We start from the raw sequence: 21154 nt of genomic DNA on the forward strand, positions 1-21154 counted from the left end.
TCTCATCCCTCTGTCTTAGCTTTTCTTAAATTAACCGAGATAATCTTAGAAACTCCCGAATTCTGCATCGTGACTCCGTATAAATTATCGGCATATAACATCGTCGTCTTGCGATGTGTGATCACAATAAACTGGGTCTTTGACTTCAATTTTTGCATATAATCACCGAAGCGGTCAATATTTACGGCGTCCAATGCCGATTCAGCTTCATCCAGGATACAAAATGGTGCCGGTTTAATCTTCAAGATGGCGAACAGTAAAGCGATTGCAGTTAATGCCCGTTCTCCACCAGACAATAATTCCATGTTTCGGTATCGTTTGCCCGGTGGCTGTGCCATGATGTTAACGCCGGTCGTTAAAAGATGCTTCGGATCAATTAGTTCGAGTTTAGCTCGACCGCCCTTAAAAATCTGTGAATACGTAACTTTAAACGCGGCATTAATCTTATCAAACGTATCCTTAAAACGAACTTTAATCTTGGAATCCATTTGGTTCATCGTCGTCATTAATTGGTGTTTAGCCGTAACCAAATCATTAATTTGTTTCGTAAAAAATTGATAACGACGATCGATCTTTTGGAACTGCTTAATGGCGTTAACGTTAACTGGGCCAATTTCCTGCAACGCTTTTTGAGCCCTAAATAATTTAGAACTGATTTGATTTAGAGTCATTGTTGGCTTGGCCACGTTATCTTTAGTCACGTCAATTTGGTACTTTCGGTATAAGACACCGTTAACTTCATGCGCCTTTTTCTCAGCTTCCTGACTGGTCAATCGATATTGATTCAGTCGACTGCGTAAGTCCAGTAACTGATTCTGAAGACTTGATAAACGACTCTTAACTTTATAAAGTGAATTCTTATCTTTAATAATTAATTCGTGGTAATGAGTCTTTTGATTATTTAGTTTATCAATCTGTTTACTCAAAGCCATTAAATTGCCGTTAGATTTAACCTGCTGAGATTGATGCTTTATATCTTGGGTAAACTGACTAATATCCTTCTTAGCCTGGGCCAAATTATGCTTAGCTTCTGATAATTGAACTGAATTAGCTTTCAAATCATGGCTCAATTGTTCAGCATGACTTTGAATTTTAATGAGTGATTCATGCTGACGTTGATACTTTTGATCATATTCATTAGCTACGGAAGATTGTTTGTCGACTTTCTTTTGCACATCAATTAACTTCTGATGATTAACTTTCAACGAAGCTTTAATCTGATTTTGGGTCCGTTTAAATTTTTGAATCGAATCGTCGGTTCCATCAGGATTATCAATTATTTGCTTCCGTTGATCTAAAATGGTCTGGTAATTACGTAATTCGTCAGATAATCGTTCCTCGACATTCTTTTGAACGGCATAGCGTTGCTGATCTTTGTTGAGATGAGCTTGCTTAGCTTTCAGTGTCTGTTGAACTTGACTCAATTGCTTACTAACTTGAAGACCCTTATCTTTTTCACGGTTAACAATCGAATTTAAATCCTTTAGCAATTTTTGGTAATGGTCTATTTTTGCTTTTTGTGATAATAAACCGTGATAACGATATCGCCCATGACCACCAGTAACGGATCCGCCAGCATTAACCACGTTGCCATCTAAAGTTACAACTCGATAACGACGATGAACAGCGTGACTAATCTGAACGGCAGAGGAAATATCCTTACTGACCAAGACGTTGCCCAATAAATGTAGTTTAACGGCATTAAACTGATCAGGCATTTGAACTAAATTAGCCGCAACGTTTATAAAACCATAAATTTGTCGACACTGATCAATAATTGATGGATTGATCCATCGCTTTGAAATTTCGTTAATCGGTAATAACGTTACTCGACCCAAATGATTTACAGACATAAATTTAACGATATTTCTAGCAGTTAGCGTACTATCAACAATAATTTGTTGAAGCTGAGAACGTAAAGTTGTTTCAATGGCCTGGATATATTGATCTGGCACTTTGATAAAATTAGCAACTGTCCCCAAAATACCGTTAAAACGATCTTGATGAGCTAATAAATTCCGGGTCCCATTATATAAATTAGAGTGCTGATCATTGATTCGTTTTAAGCCGTGTGATCTAATTCGAATACTCTGCTGTTTACGAATATCGTGATCATAACTATTTTTTATGACTCTAAGACGCTGTGATACTTGACTTAATTCATTCTGTAAAGTCTCAATCTGCTTAGTTTCACGAGCAATTTGCTGTTTCAAATGAATCAACGTTTTATTCGTTTCAATTAACTGCTGACGTGATTTTGCAATTAATTGTTTACCGTTCTTTAATTGAGCCTTTAAGTGATTAGCACGGACTTGGTTTTCATGATAATTTTGGTGCTGATTTTGAATTTGACTCTGGATATTTGCTGACCGTTTAACTAAATCAATGTATTGATTACGAAACTGAGTAATTTTATCACGAAGATGGCCAGTCGATTGAGGCATTCGTTTAGGCTTTAAATCATTGAGCTGTTTTGTAAGGGCCGTCGCCTTTTGCGAGAAATGCCGATGACTTTGTTTTAATTTCAAATGCTTAGAGTTTAAGGCATCAATAGTTTGCTTAATCTTTCTAACATCAGTTTTAGAATGTTCAATCCGGTGACGCCAAAATGACACCTTTTGCTGACTTAAACTCTTTTGATTAGACAAGACGTCTAATTGACGGGAACGATTTAAAATCGCTTCTTGAGTATGGTCATAATGCTTAGTTAATTGGGCCAAACGCTGATTCATATTATTATTCTTGTCCTGTAACTGGGATTCAAGCTGTTGAAACTGATTAAACCGTTTAGTCGTCCCTTGGGCATGCTTTTGAATAACTTTACATTTTTGATTAACCTGCTTGGAAATCACTAAAAGCCAATCAATATCTAAATGACCGGCAACGTGTTTTTTAGCTAGATAATCCTGGGCAACCTGCTTTTCGTGACCTAAATTATGACGTCGCTTACCTAATTCATAAGTTAAGTCACTAACTCGGGTAAAATTATTGTCAACGTGGGATAACTTATTGGCCGCGATCTCCTTTTGGGAACGGTACTTATAGATTCCAGCAACCGTTTCAATGATGAATCGACGATCGACCGGCTTACTCTTGAAAATCTGAGCGACTTTACCCTGTGAAATTATGGAAAACGATCCGTTACCGATCCCGGTGTTCATGAATAGATCCTGAATATCACGTAATCGGCATGGTTTACCGTTTAGATAATAGTTATTAGTCCCATCTCGATAAACGGTTCTAGCAATCTGCAAATCAGTATAGTTAGTATCTATAAAATGATCGCTGTTATCGAAATCAAGCGCTACTTTAGCTCGATTTAAAGCCGGGTAAGATTGAGAACCTGAAAAAATAACGTCGGTCATTCGTGAACTTCGCAGATTTTTAGCAGATTGCTCGCCTAAAGCCCAACGGATGGCTTCAATGATATTACTTTTACCACTACCGTTTGGACCGACAATCTCGGTAATCCCTGTAGGAAAGTTTATTCTCGTTTTTTTGGCAAATGATTTAAAACCAATTAATTCAACCGATTTTAATTTCAAGAATTCAGCCTCTTACTTATGAGATTAATAGCGTTAATTAGTTATTTTTATCGATGACTTCTAGAGCTTTTTTAGCGGCGTGCTGTTCAGCATTCTTCTTGGAATGACCAACGCCAATCCCTAACTGTTTATTATTAATCGTAACGGACACCTTAAACTTACGTTTATTATCAGGACCGTTAGCATCTAAGACATGATACTGAATCTTTACGGGACCGTGTTCCTGAACGCGTTCCTGTAAGTCAGTCTTATGGTCAAAATATTCATCGAACCATCCCTGACCAAGTTTAGGAAAGATAACCTGATTACAAAAACGGACGACGGGTTTCATGCCTTGATCGATATAAACAGCCGCAATGAAGGATTCAAAGATATCACAAAGTAACTTAACTCGGTTACGGGCATGGGCCTTTTCTTCACCTTTACCCAACAGAATGTGCTTATCAAAATGGCATTCCTTAGCTAACTTACTAAAGCTCTGTCGATCAACCATTGCAGCACGCAGACGAGTCAAACGACCTTCAGGAAGCGTTGGATAGTGCTTAAAAATGTAAGTTGAAACCACTAATTCGTAAACGGCATCACCTAAAAATTCTAATCGCTGATAATATTTTAAATGACGGCCAGGATGTTCATTAACGTATGAAGCTTGCGTAAAAGCTGCGTCCAATAACGCTTCATTATGAAAACGGATCCCAAATTTATTAGCTAAATAATTATCGAATTCTGTCGACAAAATATTGACCTCCCTTAAACAAAAGGCGATTACTTAACAGTAATCACTTATTTATTAATTCTGGTGATGTGCTGAAATGTAATTGACAACGTCATCAACCGTTTGTAACTTTTGAGCTTCTGTATCAGGTATTTTAGCGTTAAATTTATTTTCTAAACTCATAACGACTTCAATTAAATCAATGGAGTCAGCATCTAAGTCGTTCTTAAAATTTAACGAACCTTTAATCTTACTCTGATCAATGTCGAACTGCTTGGCAATTACAGCGGCAACCTGATTAAAAATAGTCTTTTTATCCATTTAAATTCCCTCGTTTCATAAAACCGATTTTATTATAACAAAATTAATAATTCTGGGCGCGTTTCTTAATATCGCTCATTTCTTTAGCATGAGCGTTGAAGTAGTTAACAATATCATCCGTCGTCTGCGACTTGATCATGGTTCTAATCTGACCAACGGTATTAACAACTACTGGAGACTTAGTATTACCATGCATCTTAACGTATGGTGCGTTAACACCTAACAGAACGGCGCCACCATATTTAGAATAATCTAATTTATTACCAATCTTATGAAAAGTTGGCTTTAACATCAAGGCACCCAATTTAGCACCAATCCCACTGCTTAAAATACAGTGTTTAATGTAGTAAATTAATGATAACGCGGTGCCTTCCATCCCTTTAAGGACGGCGTTACCAGAAAAGCCATCGGCGATCACAACATCTGCGACATCATTTAATAATTCTCGAGATTCAATGTTCCCGATAAAGTTTAAATCTTTGGTGTGTGATAATAACTGATAATCAGTCTTATGTAAGGAATCACCTTTATCTGCTTCGGTCCCATTATTTAACAGACCGATTCGGGGATTATCAATACCCAAGACCTTCTGAGCATAGTACTTACCCATAAAAGCATACTGATAAAGGTTAAATGGTTTTGATTCAGCATTGGCACCAACATCTAACATAACGAAACGGTCGTGCTTACCTTTAACCGTCGGTAAAGCAACGGTAAATGCTGGACGGGCAATTCCTTTAATCCGGCCCACAATAAATAATCCGGATGCCAAGATCGCACCGGAATTACCAGCGGATAAGAAGGCATCAGCCTTGCCGTCCTTTACGGCTTGAGCGGCCATGTCCATACTGGAATGACGTTTAGTCAATACCGAACGAACGGGTTCGTCGCCCATCTTAATGAATTGATCGGCTTGAACTAGCTTAATTCGAGTTGGGTTCTTTATCATCGGTTTAATTTTATCTACGGGCCCGTATAATAAGAATTCAACATCAGAATACTTATCTCGAGCAATTTCAATTCCCTTAATGATTTCACTAGGGGCATAGTCACCGCCTAATGCATCGACTGCAATTTTCAATGTAAAGGTTCTCCTTATCTATGTTTGCTTTTATTATTCAATCAAAAACGGTTGTGGTTCGACCCATTCGTAAACGACGAACCAACTCTCGATTAATTGGCTGTTTTTGCCAATTTTTCACACTGACGATCTTAATGGCTTCCTGCTGGGCACAGCTTAATATCACTTCATCAGCAATTGGATCAGCGACCTTAAATTGTGGGATCCCGGACTGTTCCTTACCCAGAACTTGACCAGGACCCCTCAATTTCAAATCTTCTTGCGAAACAAGAAAGCCGTTATTAGTTCGTTCCATTACGGACATTCGCTTTTTACCGGTTTCACTTTTTGGATCAGCCACTAATAAACAATATGCTTGTTTACTGCTTCGACCCACTCGACCCCGTAATTGATGCAATTGCGATAGGCCAAAATTATCCGCATTAAAGATGATCATCATATTAGCGTTGGCAACATCAACACCAACTTCAATCACGGTCGTTGACACTAAGACTTGATATTTATTAGCTTCAAAATCTCGCATGATCTGATTCTTTTGATCATCCTTCATTTGACCATTTAATAGGCCAACGTTAAATTCAGGAGCTAAGTACTCCTTAAATTTCTTGTAAATCGTTTCAGCATCCGCCATTGACACCGCCTCTGAAGGTTTAATTAACGGCGCAACAATATAAATCTGCTGATGAGATGCCAGAAAATGCTTAATAAACGGTAAAACGTTCGGAAATTGTTTTGAACGAATCCACCGGGTCTCAATTGGTTTTCGGCCCTTTGGTAACTGATCAATGATTGAAACATCCATATCGCCATAAGCCGTTAATGCTAAGGTTCGTGGAATCGGCGTCGCAGTCATTGCCAGAACGTTAGGATTATGCCCTTTTTTGCGCAAAGCTTCACGCTGAGCAACACCAAAACGATGTTGTTCATCAATTACCGCCAAGCCCAAACGATGATATTTGACGCCCTTTTGAATCAGAGCGTGAGTTCCAATCACCAAATCAATTTGACCATTAGCGAGTCGTGGCAATAATTCCCTTCGGGCAGCTGGTTTAGTATCACCAGTCAATAAGGCAATGTTAATTCCCAGACCTTGAAAGACTTTAACAAAATTATTAGCATGTTGTTCAGCTAAAATTTCGGTTGGCGCCATTAAAGCCGCTTGATAACCAGCAGTAATTGTAGCATAAATTGCAATTGCTGCAACAATCGTTTTACCACTACCAACGTCACCCTGGAGTAATCGGTTCATCTGAACCGGCCGTGATAAGTCATGATCAATTTCACCAATGACTTTTCTTTGAGCGGCCGTTAACTGATATGGCAATCGGTTAATGAAAGTACCGATTTTATCAGCTTGGTAATGGATCTGAACGCCACGGTGTCGATCTTCAATTTGTTTCATGACCTGTAAACGCATTTCAAAAAGGAAAAATTCGTTAAATTTTGCAGTTCGTCTTGCAAGTTGTTCAGCGCGACGATCCTTAGGAAAATGCATATCATGGATCATCGTCTGCTCAGTCTCCAGCCGATAATGATGCTGAATTAACGGGGGTACATAGGTTTTAATCAGATTATGATATTCACCGTATGCTTCCTTGATCAAACGTTTAATAGTCGCCTGTCGAACTTCTTTACTGGCGGGGTAAACTACCGTTGAATTTATTCGGGGGCTTTTTACTGATTGACTGAATTTATCAAAATAGCCACTAATTAAAATCGTTTGCTGCGGATGAACCCGTTTCTTGACCCACGGTTGATTAAAAAAAGTAACTTTAATCGGATTATTACCAATTACCACGCTAAAATTAACCCGGCTTTTACGGTAACCATAAAATACTAGTGTTGGATTGGTAGCGATTCCTTTTAAAGTTACTCTTTGTTTATTCTTAAGTCCAGATAACTGTTCCGGAGACGTTACAACGTCAGAACTATAAAGTCGTCTTGGAAAATAAGTCAGTAAATCCTGAATCGAATTAATCCCTAAATGGGCTAGATCCTTTTGACGCCTTGCCCCAACACCTTTTAGTGCAGAAACTGAATCACTCAATTTTTTCATGCGGATTCACTCCTTAATCATTAGGTAAAGCATCAATTAATTAAGATTATTCAACCGAAATTAGGAATGGATAAACGGGTTGATCACCCTCGTGGACTTCCACTTCTAAATCAGAATCAAGTTTTTTAACGGCCTTTTCGACCTGGCTAGCAGCTCTCTTGTTAGTGTCCTTACCATAGATAATGGTGACGACTTCACTCATATCGTCTAACATAGATTTAACCATTTTGACGGTCGCTTTAGTCATATCTGAATCAGTAACGGTAATCTTACCATCGACGATCCCAATGTACTGACCCTTCTTAACGTTAACGTTATCGATGGTCGAATCTCTAGTGGCGTAAGTAACCTCACCACTTTTGGCTTCGTCCAGGTTATCATTCATTTCAGCTTCGTTATCTTTCAGAGAAGCGTTTGGATCATAGCCTAACATTACGGCCATCCCTTGATTAACGGTCTTACAATGAATAACAGCCACCGGCTTCTTAGATACTTTAGCGGCAGCTTTAGCTGACATATAAATATTACCGTTATTTGGTAAGATAATGATCTGTTTAGCATTACATCGTTTAATAACGTCCAAGATATCTTGAGTACTTGGGTTCATGGTCTGACCGCCGCTTACGAAATCAGTAACACCTAAGCTCTTAAAGAGAACTTTAAGACCGTGGCCACTTACAACGGCAATTACAGCGGTCTTCTTTGGCTTTTCTTCTTTAGCTAATTTCTCTTTGGCGTCAGTCTGGACTTCTTTATCATGATCGATAATATCTTCCTGCTGGAGACGCATGTTATCGACTTTAACTTTCGTTAAATCACCGAAATGCTGGCCCCATGCCAAGACTTTTCCAGGATGTTCAGTATGAACGTGAACCTTTACGACTTCATCATCATTGACAACTAGTAAGGAATCCCCTAATTTAGCTAGATGATCATAAAACGGTTTGTATTCAAATTTACGGTCAACTTCTTTGCCACGGCCGAAACGGACCGTCATCTGAGTACAATAACCATATTTTATATCAGCGGGGTTCAACTTACTTTGAGCACTCTTATGATGGGCGGCATTAATCATCTGGGTCATATCAGATGTCGTCAAATTACCACGATCATCCTTAACGGATTTACCATGAATAACGGCATTGAAGGCTTTCAAGACCAGAACGAGGCCCTGGCCACCAGAATCAACGACGCCAACTTTTTTCAGAACTGGTAATAAATAAGGAGTCTTCTTTAAAGCTTTATTAGCACCTTTGTAGATTGCATCAAAGATCGTTGGTAAATCAGAATGGCTCTTAATGGTATCTAAGCCAGCTTGAGCAGCCATTCTAATAACGGTTAAAATCGTTCCTTCGGTTGGGTTCATCACGGCTTTGTAAGCAGCTTTAGCACTGTAAGCAAAAGCATCAACTACATCTTGAGCTGATAACGTTTGCTTATTCTGGACAGACTTATAAAAGCCACGGAAAATTTGGGACAAAATAACACCCGAATTGCCTCGAGCACCCATTAATAAGCCTTTAGCAAGCGAGCCGGATAATTGGCCAACTGATTGAGTTGAATCCTGTGATACGTATTTTTCGCCGCTTGCCATCGACATCTTCATGTTGGTTCCGGTATCACCATCAGGTACTGGAAAGACGTTCAATGAATTGATAAATTTAGCGTTGTGATCCAACTCAATTGCTGCAGCTTGAACCATTTTGCTAAATAAATCCACGTTAATCTCTTGAGCTGACACTACAGTCGCTTCTTTCTTAGATTGCGTTTTCATTCGTTTACTTGAACTCCTTGTACAATCACATTAATTGCCTTAGGCGTTAAGCCCAGCATTTCTTTTAAGTTATATTTTGCTTTAGCTTGAACGTTCTTGGATACTTCGGAGATCTTAGTTCCATAACTAACGATGATGTTAATATCGATTGAGATCCCGTCTTTATCCTGATGAACTTCGATTCCACGTGAGTAATCATCACGACGTAAAATGACGTTAACGTTATCACGGAGCTGATTTTGACTAGCCATCCCAACAACACCGTAATTATCAGTGGCAGCACCACCAACTACGGTTGCAATGACTTTTTTGTTAAGATCAATCGTTCCGTAACTGTCTTTCATTTTAACTGTCATTATTACATCTCCTTAAATATGATTTATTACCGATAATTAAATTATACCATATCCGGTATTCTTTATCTATTTAGGTCGGATCAGCACCCATTCTATAACGTTATTGGCTGTCAAGTTAAAATACTTGATAGGGATTGATTTAGACCCGTTAATATGCTATGTTAATAAAGTGTAATTAAATATCTCGGACTCGTTCCACAAACAAGGAGGCAAAACTATGGCTAAAGATTTCTTTAATGGTAAGCATACTCAGTTCGGTAACACCCGTTCCCATGCTTTAAACCATTCTCGTCGTTCCTGGAAGCCTAATTTACACAAAGTTAGGGTTCTTGTTAACGGTAAGCCTAAGAAAGTTTGGGTTAGTGCTCGTACCTTAAAATCTGGTAAGATCAAGCGCGTATAATTCAAAATAAAATTATTCAGTCAGGATCGATTTATAAGCTTTATAATCGGTCTTTTTTTATACAGAAAAAGCGAAGTTAAAAATATTAACTTCGCTTTTAATTTTATTTAATTCTTTAATCTTTACTCTGAATGACACACATAATATTCTGATCAAAACTGAATTTAGCATAATCACCAATAAATTCGTTACTGGAGTAAGATCTCGGAAAGCCAATCCAATGATGATCAAGCGGATATTCAACATGTGATAAGGAAACGTGCATCCCACCTAACGGAACGAATGCCAAATATTTTTTATCAGGTTCCTTATGAATTAAATGTTTACCTGGCAAGTAAAAACCAATTGAATTCTTATCATCAATTAATTTTACCCGTTCGGCATACTTGCGAAATCGGGGCTCTAAGACCATAAATAGATTCGAAAGAAAGTGGTCAATCCGACCACCAGTCGCTCCGTAGATCCGAATTATCTGGGGATCATAATCACGAATTGCACACATCAACAATAATTCCGTGTCCGTAAAATCCTTACGAGCAGGAAATGTACGAACGTCTTTAACGTGCTGCTTAACAACCTTTAATTCATCGGTGGACATTGAGTCGAAATCACCAATCGCAACCGTCGGGTTAATACCTAATTTAATCAACCGTAAATTACCACGATCGGCACCGATCCATGGGCCCTTAATCTGACCTTTTTTTAAGGCTTCAGGCCATTCAGCAGTTGGACCACCGACCAATAAATTAATAACCTTCATTATTTAGTGGCCTGTTTAATGGAACGAACCTGTGCTGCAGGGTCAGGGTTATCAAAGACGAATGATCCAGCAACCGCAACGTCAGTTCCTGCTTTATACGCACTCTTAACGGTATGGTTATTAACGCCACCGTCAATTTCAATGTCGTACTTATAACCGTACTTCTTACGTAAATCACTTAATTCCTGGATCTTATTAACCATTTCAGGAATAAACTTCTGGCCACCAAAACCAGGGTTAACAGTCATAACTAAGACTTGATCAGCTAAGTAAAGGACTGGACGAATGGATTCAACACTGGTCCCAGGATTAATAACGACCCCTGCTTTACAACCGGCTTTATGAATCATCTGTAAAGCACGGTGAATATGTGGTGTAGCTTCCTTATGGACGTCGATAATGTCGGCACCGGCATCAGCAAGCGGCTTAACAAAACGTTCTGGGTTTTCGACCATCATGTGAATATCTAACTTCAGGTTAGTGATCGGACGAATGGCTTTGACCCAACCCGGACCGTAGGCAATTGACGGTACAAACTGACCGTCCATAATGTCGATGTGAATCGCATCGGCTGAATGTTCAATTTTCTTAATACTAGCTTCTAAATTAACGTAATCAGCACTTAAAATTGATGGTGCAACTTTAATCATGCTTACATCCCCCTAAATTAATGTTTCTTATGATAAATTGGCTTTCGATTTTTAATTAACGTAAATAAATGCAGGTAGGTATCATAACGGCTCTTCATAATCTTGCCGTCTTTGACCATTTGCTTAATCTGGCATTTGGGTTCGTTCACGTGGAGACACTCTCTAAATTTGCATCTCGAAGAATTTTTAACGAATTCCGGAAAGTAATTTTTAAGGTGATAAATATCAACGTTAAGAATCTCATATGATGAGAACCCAGGTGTATCAGCGATTAAACCGTGATTCATGATGATTAAATGAACCCGGCGAGTCGTATGCTTACCACGGTGTAAGGCTTTGGATACCTGGCCCGTTTTAAGGTTTAAACCAGGCTTTAAGTGGTTAAGTAAACTGGATTTACCGACACCCGTCTGACCCATTACAACTGTTTCCTGGCCGGTCAAATGATTCTTAAGTAAATCTAACGTGGTGGGACAGAACGCTTTTTTAGGTGCAAAGACATCGTATCCGATATCATGATAATATTTAGCGATCTTTAAATAATGAGCCTGTTGTTCAGGATCCAAGAGATCAAGCTTTGAAAAGTAAATCAATGGCTTAATGTGCTGGACACCCAGTGCGACTAACTGACGATCCAGTAGACCCGCTGAAAAACGTGGCTCCTGGGTTGACGTCACGATAATGGCTTGGGTTAGATTAGCCAACGGTGGCCTGGATAACCGGTTTATCCGGCGATGAACACTTAGTACATAACCGCTCTTAAAATCAACAACGTCGCCCACGATTGGTTTGATCCGCTTCGCACGAAAGTTACCCCGAGCACGGGTTCGGTACATATGACCATGACTAGCGATGTCATAAAAGCCACCAAGTGATTGATAAATTTTGCCAACGGGCATCTGATCACCTCTCACTTACTTAACTCTTTTCAGTGTACAAACGAAGAAGCCATCTGATTTAAAATCATCTGGGTATAACTTAAGGTACTTAAACTGATTTTGACCATGAACAGAATGTTTAATCGTCGTTTTCACGACATCAAAGTTATCGTTATGATCTAAAAAGGCCTTAATCGTATCTTGATTTTCCTGATCCAAAATCGTACACGTACTGTATGTTATCGTACCATTAACCTTAACGAGTGGTGCAACTGACGCTAAGATCTGGGTTTGAATCTGATGAAGGCGGTTAACGTCATCAATCGACTTAAAGTAACGAATTTCAGGCTTATTGCGAATCAAGCCTAATCCAGAACAAGGTGCATCAACTAAAATTTGGTCAAAACTTTGGGTGGAATAGAACTGACCCGCTTTTCTAGCGTCCAGCATCTTCGTTGTTACGGCATGATTAACATGTAACCGCTTAGCGTTCTTCTTAACCCGGTTCAAACGATTCTGATGCAGATCAAGGGCATAAACCAAGCCGCCCCGTTTTGGATCAATTCGTTCAGCAATCTGACACGTTTTACCGCCAGGTGCAGCGCAGGCGTCCAAGACTTTTTCGTCTGGTTGAATATCCATTGATTCAACCGGCAACGAAGCACTTTGATCTTGAATGGTGATCAAGCCACGTTTAAATTCATCACTTTGAGCAACGGACGCACCGCTTACAATCAATGAATTTTCAGCTAAAGAACTATCTTCAACCGAGTATCCTTCATTTGTTAATGAATTTTTAACGGCGGTTACATCGGTCAAAACCGTATTAACCCGAACCGATACTGAACTGGGTTGGTTAATACTTTGTAAAATTTGAAGCGTCTTATCAGCGCCAACTTGATTAATTAATTCTTTAACTAACCAAGTGGGAACGCTGTAAGCAACCGACAGTTGAGTTAACTTATCAGGAAGTTTTTTAACATCGGGAACGCCTTTACGAATTACGCTATGGAGAACTCCTGTTACTAGACGGCGAGCACCCTGATTTCCACGTTCTTTAGCAATCTGAATTGATTCCTTCAGAATTGCATAATTAGGAATTCGGGATAGATAAATCATCTGATACAGAGCGGTTTCTAACAGAATTATTACCCATTGCTGCAAACCTTTTGGTCGTTTAACAAACGGTGTTAAATCATAACGCAACGTTAAACGATGCTGTAAGGTCCCGTACACGATCTGAGTCAACAGACCAGCATCTTGATGCTTCATGGAATGATTTTCTAGTGCGTTATTCAATTCAATATTGGAATAAGCACCCTTATAAACTCGGTTTAATACTTTAACGGCTAAATACCGCGGCTGATCCATTTTCATTATTTAATAACTTGCTCCCCAACTTTAAGCTTTTGACCGGCACCATTTAGGTAATCGGTAATTTTCTGTTTTGATTTTCCAGCGGGCTGTAATTCATCGATTGCAATCATCTTGTGATCACCCGTAGCAATCGCCAACTGATGCTTGGTCTTTATGGCAATCGTACCTGCTGGATATTTAGTATCTTGATCTAACGGGGTTGTCTTCCAGACTTTAACCCGTTTCTTGCCCATCATCATGTAAGCACCAGGATCCGGTCGTAAGCCACGAACATGACAATCAATCGCCTTTGCCGACTTACTAAAGTCTAATTTAGTTTCAGAATGCTTGATAACAGGTGCAAAGACAACTTGTTTCGAATCCTGCGGAATTGATTTAGCCGTATGGTTGACTAACTTTGGCATCGTTTCTAGAAGTAAATCACGACCAACTAAACTTAATTTCCTAAAGATCGAACCGGCATCGTCAACAGGTGTAATCGGCAACGGCTTCTGCGCAATAATGTTTCCGGCATCCATCTTCTTAACCATGTACATGATCGTGACACCAGTTTCTTGATCACCATTCATAATGGCTCGCTGAATCGGTGCACCACCACGATACTTAGGTAATAGTGATCCATGAACGTTAATTGCGCCCACCTTAGCAGACTTCAATAACTTAGTCGGTAAGAACTGGCCATAAGCGGCGGTAACGATGAAATCAGGCTTCATCTGCATTACCTTTGCCATTTCAGGACTGCCACCTAATTTCTTGGGCTGAAGGACTGGGATTCCTAGTTTTTGTGCAGCCACTTTGGCAGGTGGTGGTGTTAATCGATGTTTACGGCCGACTGGTTCATCAGGCTGAGTAACTAACGCCTTAACCTGATATTTTTTATCAACTAAACCTTTTAAAACAGGAACACAAAATTGAGGCGTTCCCATTACAACTACTGACGGCATTTAACCGGCTCCTTTCGTTACATAAAATTCACAGGATTTGGATCGATCGAAATAAATAATCCGTTTCTAACGCCAATCTGATAGTGATTTAATATATAATCCAGCGTTTCCTGCAAATTGGGTTCATGTTTATATTTTATCACCATTTGGAAGTAATACCTCTGCTTAATTCTCGTGATGGCGCTCGGTGCGGGACCTAAAATAATGGTCTGAGGTGATAACCGAGTCTGCAAGTATTGCTTAATCGACGCCATACTGGCAATTGCTAATCGACGGTTCTTCGAACTGGCAGTTAACCGAACACTGTAGTAATACGGTGGATAATTCAACGCGTGACGACGGGTCATCTCAATTAGATAAAAGCGTTCGTAATTCTGCTGCTGAGCCAATCGAATTGCGTAATTATCAGGATTAAAGGTCTGAATAAAGACTTCACCCTTTTTCTTGGCTCGACCAGCACGACCACTCACCTGAGTTAACAACTGAAACGTTCGTTCTTCGGACCGAAAATCTGGTAACATCAGTGACGTATCTGCATTAAGAACGCCAACTAACGTGACGTTTGGAAAATCAAGCCCTTTCGCAATCATCTGAGTCCCTAACAACACGTTGGCGTATCCTGAACCAAACTCATGAAGTAATCTAGCGTGCGCACCCTTTCTAGAAGTGGTGTCTACATCCATGCGAACGATCTTAATTCCTGGAATAAAACGTTTTAATTCTAATTCAGCCTGCTCAGTTCCAGTACCTAAATACCTGATTTTACGGCTTCCGCACTTTGGACAGGTTCTTGGAATCGGTTCTTCATGGCCACAATAATGACAACGTAAACTATGTGAATGCCAATGAAACGTTAGCGAGATGTCACAATTTGGGCACTTTGGAACGTAACCACAGTTTCTGCACATCACGAAATTAGAATACCCCCGACGATTTAGCATCAAGACCACTTGTTCATGACGCTTTAAACGCAATTTAATGGCGTCTAATAAAGCCGATGAATAATTAATGCCGTGATGTTTCATGATTTCTTTTCGCATATCAACGATGTGGACGGTCGGTAACGCTTGATGATTAATTCGGTGCGGCAATCTCAATAAATGATAGACGTGCTTGGTGGCTCGGGCCCGGGATTCTAACGATGGCGTTGCACTGCCTAAAACGACCGGACAGTGATAATACTTACCACGCCATTTGGCGACCGAACGGGTCTGATATCGTGGTGTATCTTCCTGTTTATAACTGGTGTCATGTTCCTCATCCATAATGATGATCCCTAAATTCTTAAGGGGCGCAAAAATTGCGGAACGGGCACCGACAACCACTTTGGCGTTACCACTTTGAATCCGTTGCCATTCGTCATACTTTTCACCGGATGACAAGCCACTGTGTAAAATGGCAACTAAATCACCGAAACGACCTTTGACCCAGGTAACCATCTGGGGTGTCAACGAGATCTCAGGCACTAACATCAGAGCGGTCTTACCCTGCTGTAAAGCCTTACTGATGGCCTGTAAATATACTTCAGTCTTACCGGATCCCGTGACTCCTTCCAATAGATAAACGGCAAATTGGTCATTAACGATTGATGAATCAATCTGATTAACGGCATGCCATTGATCAGAATTTAATTTGAAGGGGTGGTTCTTCTTTACCGGTTGTTTATAGGGATTGCGGTATTTTCGAACCTTTAATTTCTTGAGCCAGCCTTTTTTAGCGGCCTGATTAATAACTGAAGAACTTAAATGCTGACGATATTTCGTCACTTCAGCGATTTTGTAAGTTCCTGTGGGATGTTCTAACAGAAACCGGAGTAATGTGACCTGGCCAACGTTACGTGTCGATATAGCTTTTAAGAGGTATTTAATTCTAGCTACTGGTAATCGACTGGTAAACGCATTCACCATTTCGGAACGGGCTTGATTTTTAACTAAATACGTAACCTTTATTAAGCCCCGTTGTCGTAGTTGGTAAATCAAAGCTTGTTGATCAGGCGTTAATTTATTAGGTCGATACGTTAGGCTAGCCTGATGATCAAATAATTGCTTAACCTTGGGATCATTAATTGGCTTTAGTAAAGTTGCTCGTTTAGCGTATTTAGCCTTCATTACGCTCGGCAGCATCGTTTGGAGACAACTAATCCGAAACGAGAACGTAGTTTTAGCTAACCATTTTGAGAGCTGAAGCAATTCATCATCGACAACCGGTGTTAAATCCATGACGGCACTAATCGGCTTCAACCGATATTTACTGTGGTCAGTAAAACCAATCACAAAGCCCTGAATTTTACGACCACCGTTACCAAACGGGACGATTACCCTCATTCCAGGTTTAATCCGGTCTAATAGTGATTGAGGAATGGAATATGTAAACGGAACGTCCGTCTGCATCGTTGGTACATCTACAATTACTTGAGCCAGTTTCAAGAACAATCATCCCTTTAACTTAGCAATAATCTTCAATAACTGATCGGCAACCTTTAATTTTGATTCAACGGGCGTTTTTTGTTGATGACCATTTCGGTCAATAAACGTAACCTGATTATTATCGCCACCAAAACCAATCTTTGGATTAGACACATCGTTAGCAACAATTAAATCCAATTTTTTAGCCTTTAATTTATGGGTTGCATTATCAATTAAATTCTGAGTTTCCGCAGCAAAGCCAATCGTTAATTGACCAGACTTTTTAATTTTAGCCACTCGCTTTAGTACGTCTGGAGTCCGTTTCAATTTTAAGATCATATGATGACTCGACGGACCCTTTTTAATTTTCTGATCAGCCATATGAACAGGCTCAAAATCAGCTAACGCAGCCGACATTACCAAAGCATCCGCTTTTGGATACTGATCCAAAACAGCATGTCCCATATCTTCGGTAGTTTGGACTTTAATCACTTTTATCCCGCTAGGAACAGGGATATTAGCATGCCCACTAATCAACGTTACATCAGCACCCATTTGATGAGCCCTTTCAGCAACCGCATAGCCCATTTTGCCACTGGAACCGTTGGTGATAAAACGAACCGGATCAATGGGTTCTTCGGTGCCACCTGCGGTTACTAATAAACGCAAGCCATGTAAAAACTGATGACGATTTAATAATTGACCTAATTTATTAATCACTTGTTTGGGTTCAATCATTCGACCCTTACCAGGGTAACCTTCCGCTAGTTTACCGTACGTCGGGCCCCATTGATAATAATTGGGATAGCCCTTTAATAAACGTAAGTTCCGTTGAGTAGCTGGATTAATAAACATTAAATTGTTCATTGCTGGAACAATAATTTTTGGAGCGGAAGTTGCTAATAAACAGGTGCTAACGATGCCGTCAGCAATTCCGTTCGCCATTTTAGCAATTACGTTTGCGGTAGCTGGCATTATGATAGCAACGTCAGTCCATCGCGCTAAATCAACGTGTGGAATTCCGTGGGTTGACGGGTTTACAGCTTGTTCGCGAATTACCGAATGTCCCGATAACGCCTGAAACGGTAACGGTTTGATAAATTGCTGAGCACCATTACTCATAATTATCCTAACGTTAGCACCACGCCGTTTTAACATTCTAATCAGAATTAACGTTTTATAGCACGCAACACTGCCCGTTACATAAACTGCAATATTCATATGGTCCATAACTCTCACCTAAATAAAAAGGCCTTTGGGTAACAATACCACAAAGGCTTACTTTTGACTGATTGTCATTAATTTACTTATTATGATCGATCTTTAATTTGCCGGCAGCGATTTCTTCAAAGGCTTTACCAACGTTTTTCTTAGAATGATAATGCTTTAATAACGGCTTAGCACCAGCATCTAACTGTTTAGCACGTTTACTGGCTAAAATTGTTAATGAATAATAAGATGGAACCTTTTCTAGTAATTTATCAATGGTTGGATACATTAACATTACTTGTCGTCTCCTAACTTAGCTAAATAATCGGGCATCACACGATTAACCCGTAGTCTTTCACTTCTAATAATCGTCATGATTTTTTCAACGGCTTTTGAAACTTTATCGTTTAAAACGACGTAATCATAGTTACGCATCATCGGGATTTCTCGTTTAGCCTTTTCAATGCGTTTATCAATGACAGGCATACTTTCGGTGCCTCGACCTATTAACCGTTTTTTTAATGCCGGTATGCTAGGCGGAGTCAAGAAAATAAAGACGCCATCTGGACATTTAGAACGAATTTGCATTGCACCGTTAACTTCAATTTCTAAGAAGACATCATGGCCCTCGTCCCGCATCTTGTTAACGTACGGTAACGGTGTCCCATAATAATTATCAACGTATTGGGCGTATTCTAACATTTCACCCTTACGGATATGTTGCTTAAATTGATCTTTGGTAACAAAGAAATAATCTTTGCCATTTTTTTCACCAGGACGCGGCTTTCGAGTCGTCATCGAGATGGAATATTTAAAATCAACGTTAGACTTATTGAATAAAGCCTTACGAACGGTCCCCTTACCAACACCAGATGGTCCTGATAAGACGATTAGCATCCCTCTTTTAGACATGTCCAGTTCCTTTCGATTAAAGATACATACTATATTATGAAAGATTATGATTCATTTATCAACCAGTAAAACTAATTTTTTGCTTAGCCTGATCCGCTAGTTTCAATAATTCGCTTGCGTGTTCCAGAGCTAATTTCGTCACTTTAGTTCCGGCTAACATTCGAGCGAGTTCATCAATTTTACCTTGATGACTTAATCTCTTCAGCCGGGTACTAGTCTGATTCTTGCTAACGTGCTTCTTTACCAAGAAATGATGATCGCTCATTGCGGCAACCTGTGGTAAATGAGTAATGCAAAGTACTTGAGCATGTCGTGAAATCATGACCATTTTATCAGCGATTGCCTGAGCAACCCGACCACTAACACCAGTATCAATTTCATCAAAGACGATTGTACTAACGTTTTGAACCTTAGCAAAGACGGTCTTCAAAGCTAACATGATCCTGGAAAGTTCACCACCGGAAGCACTGCTGGCTAACGGCAACAATTTTTCACCAGGGTTAGTTCGAACGTAAAATTCAATCTTCTGGGTACCATACGAATGAAAATCATCAGTGTTTTCAAAATGAACTTTAAAAATCGCTTGACCCATGTAAAGATCTTTGAGCTGACGTTTAATTCGCTTTTCTAATTTAGTTGCAATCTGATGACGGAGCACACTAAGTTGCTGACCATATTTTTGGAGATGGTCTTTACATTTCTTCAACCGGCTAGTAACGCTTTCGCCACTGTTTTTATTGGTCTGCAGCTTGTTCAATTCTTCGGTAATCCGAGAGTAATACATCAAAATCTTATCAATGGAATTACCATACTTGTGCTTTAATTGATCAATCAAATCCAAACGGCTTTCGATTCGATTTAACTCGTCTTCGTCAAACGTCTGGGATTCCAATTGATCAGAAATGGTATTGGCGACGTCTTGGAGATCATAATAGGCATTCGCTAACTGCTGTTGAATTTTCTTAAAGTTATCACCATACTGACTAATGTTTTGCATGGTGTTCATGGCACTACCAATCATGTCTAACGGTGAATAAGAATCATTGCCATTAATGTACTCATAGCTTTTCTGCAAGGCAGTGCTAATGTTCTGATAATTCTTTAATAAATTCTTTTTATTAGTTAGCGTTTCGTCTTCATTCGGTTTTAAATTAGCCTTTTTGATGTCATGACTCTGGAACTTTAGCATGTCAATGTGTTGAGCCCACTCCTGCTGATTAGCGGTTCTTTCGTGAACCAATTTCGTTAATTTCTGGTAACGAGCGTAATAGCGCTGATATTTATCAAGGACCGGCTGGATATGCTTCTTATCAAAAGCATCTAAGAGCCTTAAGTGAGTCGCCGGATCCATTAAAGTCTGATGAGCATCCTGACCCTGAATATCAACGATTCGACTACCTAGTTTACGCAGAGCACTAGTGTTCACTAACAAACCGTTAATTCGGCATAGGTTACGACCGTTCCGGTAAATTTCACGTTGAATGATAACGCTGCCGTCACTATGATCAATTCCTAACTGATCCAAAATACGATAAGCAGATGAATTTTTAGGAAAGACGAACAGTCCCTGAAGAACCAGTTTTTTGCAACCAGTTCGAATGTACCGTTTCGAGCCCCGACTACCAGTAAGTAAATTCAAGGCATCAATGATAATGGATTTACCGGCACCAGTTTCACCAGTTAGAACCGTCATCCCTGACGAGAAACTAATCCTAAGGTGATCGATAATTGCTAAGTTTTGAATATCTAACTCTTGGATCAATTTCAG

The 21154-nt window shown here is 39.6% G+C and carries 18 protein-coding genes; 1 reads left to right on the forward strand and 17 read right to left on the reverse strand.

Annotated elements, in window-relative coordinates; translation table 11 throughout:
• Positions 1-2: 2 nt before the first annotated feature.
• From smc to ELX58_RS05630, 7 genes are read right to left on the reverse strand one after another with little or no spacing between them, the layout of a single operon-like run.
• Positions 3-3545 carry a chromosome segregation protein SMC gene (gene smc, locus ELX58_RS05600; RefSeq protein ID WP_133442172.1) on the reverse strand — a complete coding sequence of 1181 codons (3543 nt, stop codon included), beginning with the start codon at positions 3543-3545 and terminating at the stop codon, positions 3-5.
• A 37-nt stretch (positions 3546-3582) separates the two neighbouring features.
• Positions 3583-4281, reverse strand: coding sequence for a ribonuclease III (rnc, locus tag ELX58_RS05605; protein WP_133442173.1), 699 nt, complete (start codon positions 4279-4281; stop codon positions 3583-3585).
• A 54-nt stretch (positions 4282-4335) separates the two neighbouring features.
• Positions 4336-4581, reverse strand: a complete 246-nt coding sequence (acpP, locus tag ELX58_RS05610) for an acyl carrier protein (protein WP_133442174.1) — start codon at positions 4579-4581, stop codon at positions 4336-4338.
• Positions 4582-4624: 43 nt separating this feature from the next.
• Positions 4625-5662, reverse strand: coding sequence for a phosphate acyltransferase PlsX (gene plsX, locus ELX58_RS05615; protein WP_133442175.1), 1038 nt, complete (start codon positions 5660-5662; stop codon positions 4625-4627).
• A gap of 37 nt (positions 5663-5699) precedes the next feature.
• Positions 5700-7718, reverse strand: a complete 2019-nt coding sequence (gene recG, locus ELX58_RS05620) for an ATP-dependent DNA helicase RecG (protein ID WP_133442176.1) — start codon at positions 7716-7718, stop codon at positions 5700-5702.
• A 46-nt stretch (positions 7719-7764) separates the two neighbouring features.
• Positions 7765-9492 (reverse strand): DAK2 domain-containing protein, encoded by a 1728-nt coding sequence (locus ELX58_RS05625; protein ID WP_133442177.1) that lies wholly within the window; start codon positions 9490-9492, stop codon positions 7765-7767.
• Positions 9489-9848 (reverse strand): Asp23/Gls24 family envelope stress response protein, encoded by a 360-nt coding sequence (locus tag ELX58_RS05630; protein ID WP_133442178.1) that lies wholly within the window; start codon positions 9846-9848, stop codon positions 9489-9491. Before ELX58_RS05630 ends, ELX58_RS05625 begins: the two co-directional genes overlap by 4 nt.
• 217 nt (positions 9849-10065) lie before the next feature.
• Between ELX58_RS05630 and rpmB the strand changes: the two genes are divergently transcribed.
• Complete coding sequence (gene rpmB, locus ELX58_RS05635) at positions 10066-10251, forward strand: 50S ribosomal protein L28 (protein ID WP_133442179.1); 186 nt, start codon at positions 10066-10068, stop codon at positions 10249-10251.
• A 115-nt stretch (positions 10252-10366) separates the two neighbouring features.
• Here the strand turns inward: rpmB and ELX58_RS05640 are convergent, their stop codons facing one another.
• From ELX58_RS05640 to recN, 10 genes are all read right to left on the reverse strand, one after another.
• On the reverse strand, positions 10367-11011 hold the full coding sequence (locus ELX58_RS05640) for a thiamine diphosphokinase (RefSeq protein ID WP_133442180.1): 645 nt from the start codon (positions 11009-11011) through the stop codon (positions 10367-10369).
• The gene (gene rpe, locus ELX58_RS05645; protein ID WP_133442181.1) at positions 11011-11661 is read right to left on the reverse strand and encodes a ribulose-phosphate 3-epimerase; all 651 of its coding nucleotides are present in this window, start codon (positions 11659-11661) and stop codon (positions 11011-11013) included. The genes ELX58_RS05640 and rpe overlap by 1 nt, the downstream gene beginning before the upstream one ends.
• Before the next feature lie 17 nt (positions 11662-11678).
• Positions 11679-12560, reverse strand: a complete 882-nt coding sequence (gene rsgA / locus ELX58_RS05650) for a ribosome small subunit-dependent GTPase A (RefSeq protein ID WP_133442182.1) — start codon at positions 12558-12560, stop codon at positions 11679-11681.
• A 15-nt stretch (positions 12561-12575) separates the two neighbouring features.
• Positions 12576-13916, reverse strand: coding sequence for a 16S rRNA (cytosine(967)-C(5))-methyltransferase RsmB (gene rsmB, locus ELX58_RS05655; protein WP_133442183.1), 1341 nt, complete (start codon positions 13914-13916; stop codon positions 12576-12578).
• Positions 13916-14860, reverse strand: coding sequence for a methionyl-tRNA formyltransferase (gene fmt, locus ELX58_RS05660; protein ID WP_133442184.1), 945 nt, complete (start codon positions 14858-14860; stop codon positions 13916-13918). The genes rsmB and fmt overlap by 1 nt, the downstream gene beginning before the upstream one ends.
• Positions 14861-14877: 17 nt before the next feature.
• Positions 14878-17250 (reverse strand): primosomal protein N', encoded by a 2373-nt coding sequence (priA, locus tag ELX58_RS05665; protein ID WP_236747724.1) that lies wholly within the window; start codon positions 17248-17250, stop codon positions 14878-14880.
• A gap of 42 nt (positions 17251-17292) precedes the next feature.
• Positions 17293-18495 (reverse strand): bifunctional phosphopantothenoylcysteine decarboxylase/phosphopantothenate--cysteine ligase CoaBC, encoded by a 1203-nt coding sequence (gene coaBC, locus ELX58_RS05670; RefSeq protein WP_133442186.1) that lies wholly within the window; start codon positions 18493-18495, stop codon positions 17293-17295.
• Between the two features lie 73 nt (positions 18496-18568).
• Positions 18569-18769 carry a DNA-directed RNA polymerase subunit omega gene (rpoZ, locus tag ELX58_RS05675; RefSeq protein ID WP_133442187.1) on the reverse strand — a complete coding sequence of 67 codons (201 nt, stop codon included), beginning with the start codon at positions 18767-18769 and terminating at the stop codon, positions 18569-18571.
• Positions 18769-19386 (reverse strand): guanylate kinase, encoded by a 618-nt coding sequence (gene gmk, locus ELX58_RS05680; protein ID WP_133442188.1) that lies wholly within the window; start codon positions 19384-19386, stop codon positions 18769-18771. The genes rpoZ and gmk overlap by 1 nt, the downstream gene beginning before the upstream one ends.
• A gap of 58 nt (positions 19387-19444) precedes the next feature.
• Positions 19445-21148, reverse strand: a complete 1704-nt coding sequence (gene recN / locus ELX58_RS05685) for a DNA repair protein RecN (protein ID WP_133442189.1) — start codon at positions 21146-21148, stop codon at positions 19445-19447.
• Positions 21149-21154 lie beyond the last annotated feature (6 nt).

The sequence above is a fragment of the Acetilactobacillus jinshanensis genome (assembly GCF_004359375.1).
GTDB lineage: Bacteria > Bacillota > Bacilli > Lactobacillales > Lactobacillaceae > Acetilactobacillus > Acetilactobacillus jinshanensis.

Coding starts and splice junctions, on each gene's coding strand:
- priA (WP_236747724.1), bottom strand. CDS start 17,250: ATGCAGACGGACGTTCCGTTTACATATTCCATTCCTCAATCACTATTA.
- ELX58_RS05625 (WP_133442177.1), bottom strand. CDS start 9,492: ATGAAAACGCAATCTAAGAAAGAAGCGACTGTAGTGTCAGCTCAAGAG.
- coaBC (WP_133442186.1), bottom strand. CDS start 18,495: ATGGACCATATGAATATTGCAGTTTATGTAACGGGCAGTGTTGCGTGC.
- ELX58_RS05630 (WP_133442178.1), bottom strand. CDS start 9,848: ATGACAGTTAAAATGAAAGACAGTTACGGAACGATTGATCTTAACAAA.
- rpmB (WP_133442179.1), top strand. CDS start 10,066: ATGGCTAAAGATTTCTTTAATGGTAAGCATACTCAGTTCGGTAACACC.
- rsgA (WP_133442182.1), bottom strand. CDS start 12,560: ATGCCCGTTGGCAAAATTTATCAATCACTTGGTGGCTTTTATGACATC.
- gmk (WP_133442188.1), bottom strand. CDS start 19,386: ATGTCTAAAAGAGGGATGCTAATCGTCTTATCAGGACCATCTGGTGTT.
- ELX58_RS05640 (WP_133442180.1), bottom strand. CDS start 11,011: ATGAAGGTTATTAATTTATTGGTCGGTGGTCCAACTGCTGAATGGCCT.
- recG (WP_133442176.1), bottom strand. CDS start 7,718: ATGAAAAAATTGAGTGATTCAGTTTCTGCACTAAAAGGTGTTGGGGCA.
- fmt (WP_133442184.1), bottom strand. CDS start 14,860: ATGCCGTCAGTAGTTGTAATGGGAACGCCTCAATTTTGTGTTCCTGTT.
- rsmB (WP_133442183.1), bottom strand. CDS start 13,916: ATGAAAATGGATCAGCCGCGGTATTTAGCCGTTAAAGTATTAAACCGA.
- rpe (WP_133442181.1), bottom strand. CDS start 11,661: ATGATTAAAGTTGCACCATCAATTTTAAGTGCTGATTACGTTAATTTA.
- acpP (WP_133442174.1), bottom strand. CDS start 4,581: ATGGATAAAAAGACTATTTTTAATCAGGTTGCCGCTGTAATTGCCAAG.
- rpoZ (WP_133442187.1), bottom strand. CDS start 18,769: ATGTTAATGTATCCAACCATTGATAAATTACTAGAAAAGGTTCCATCT.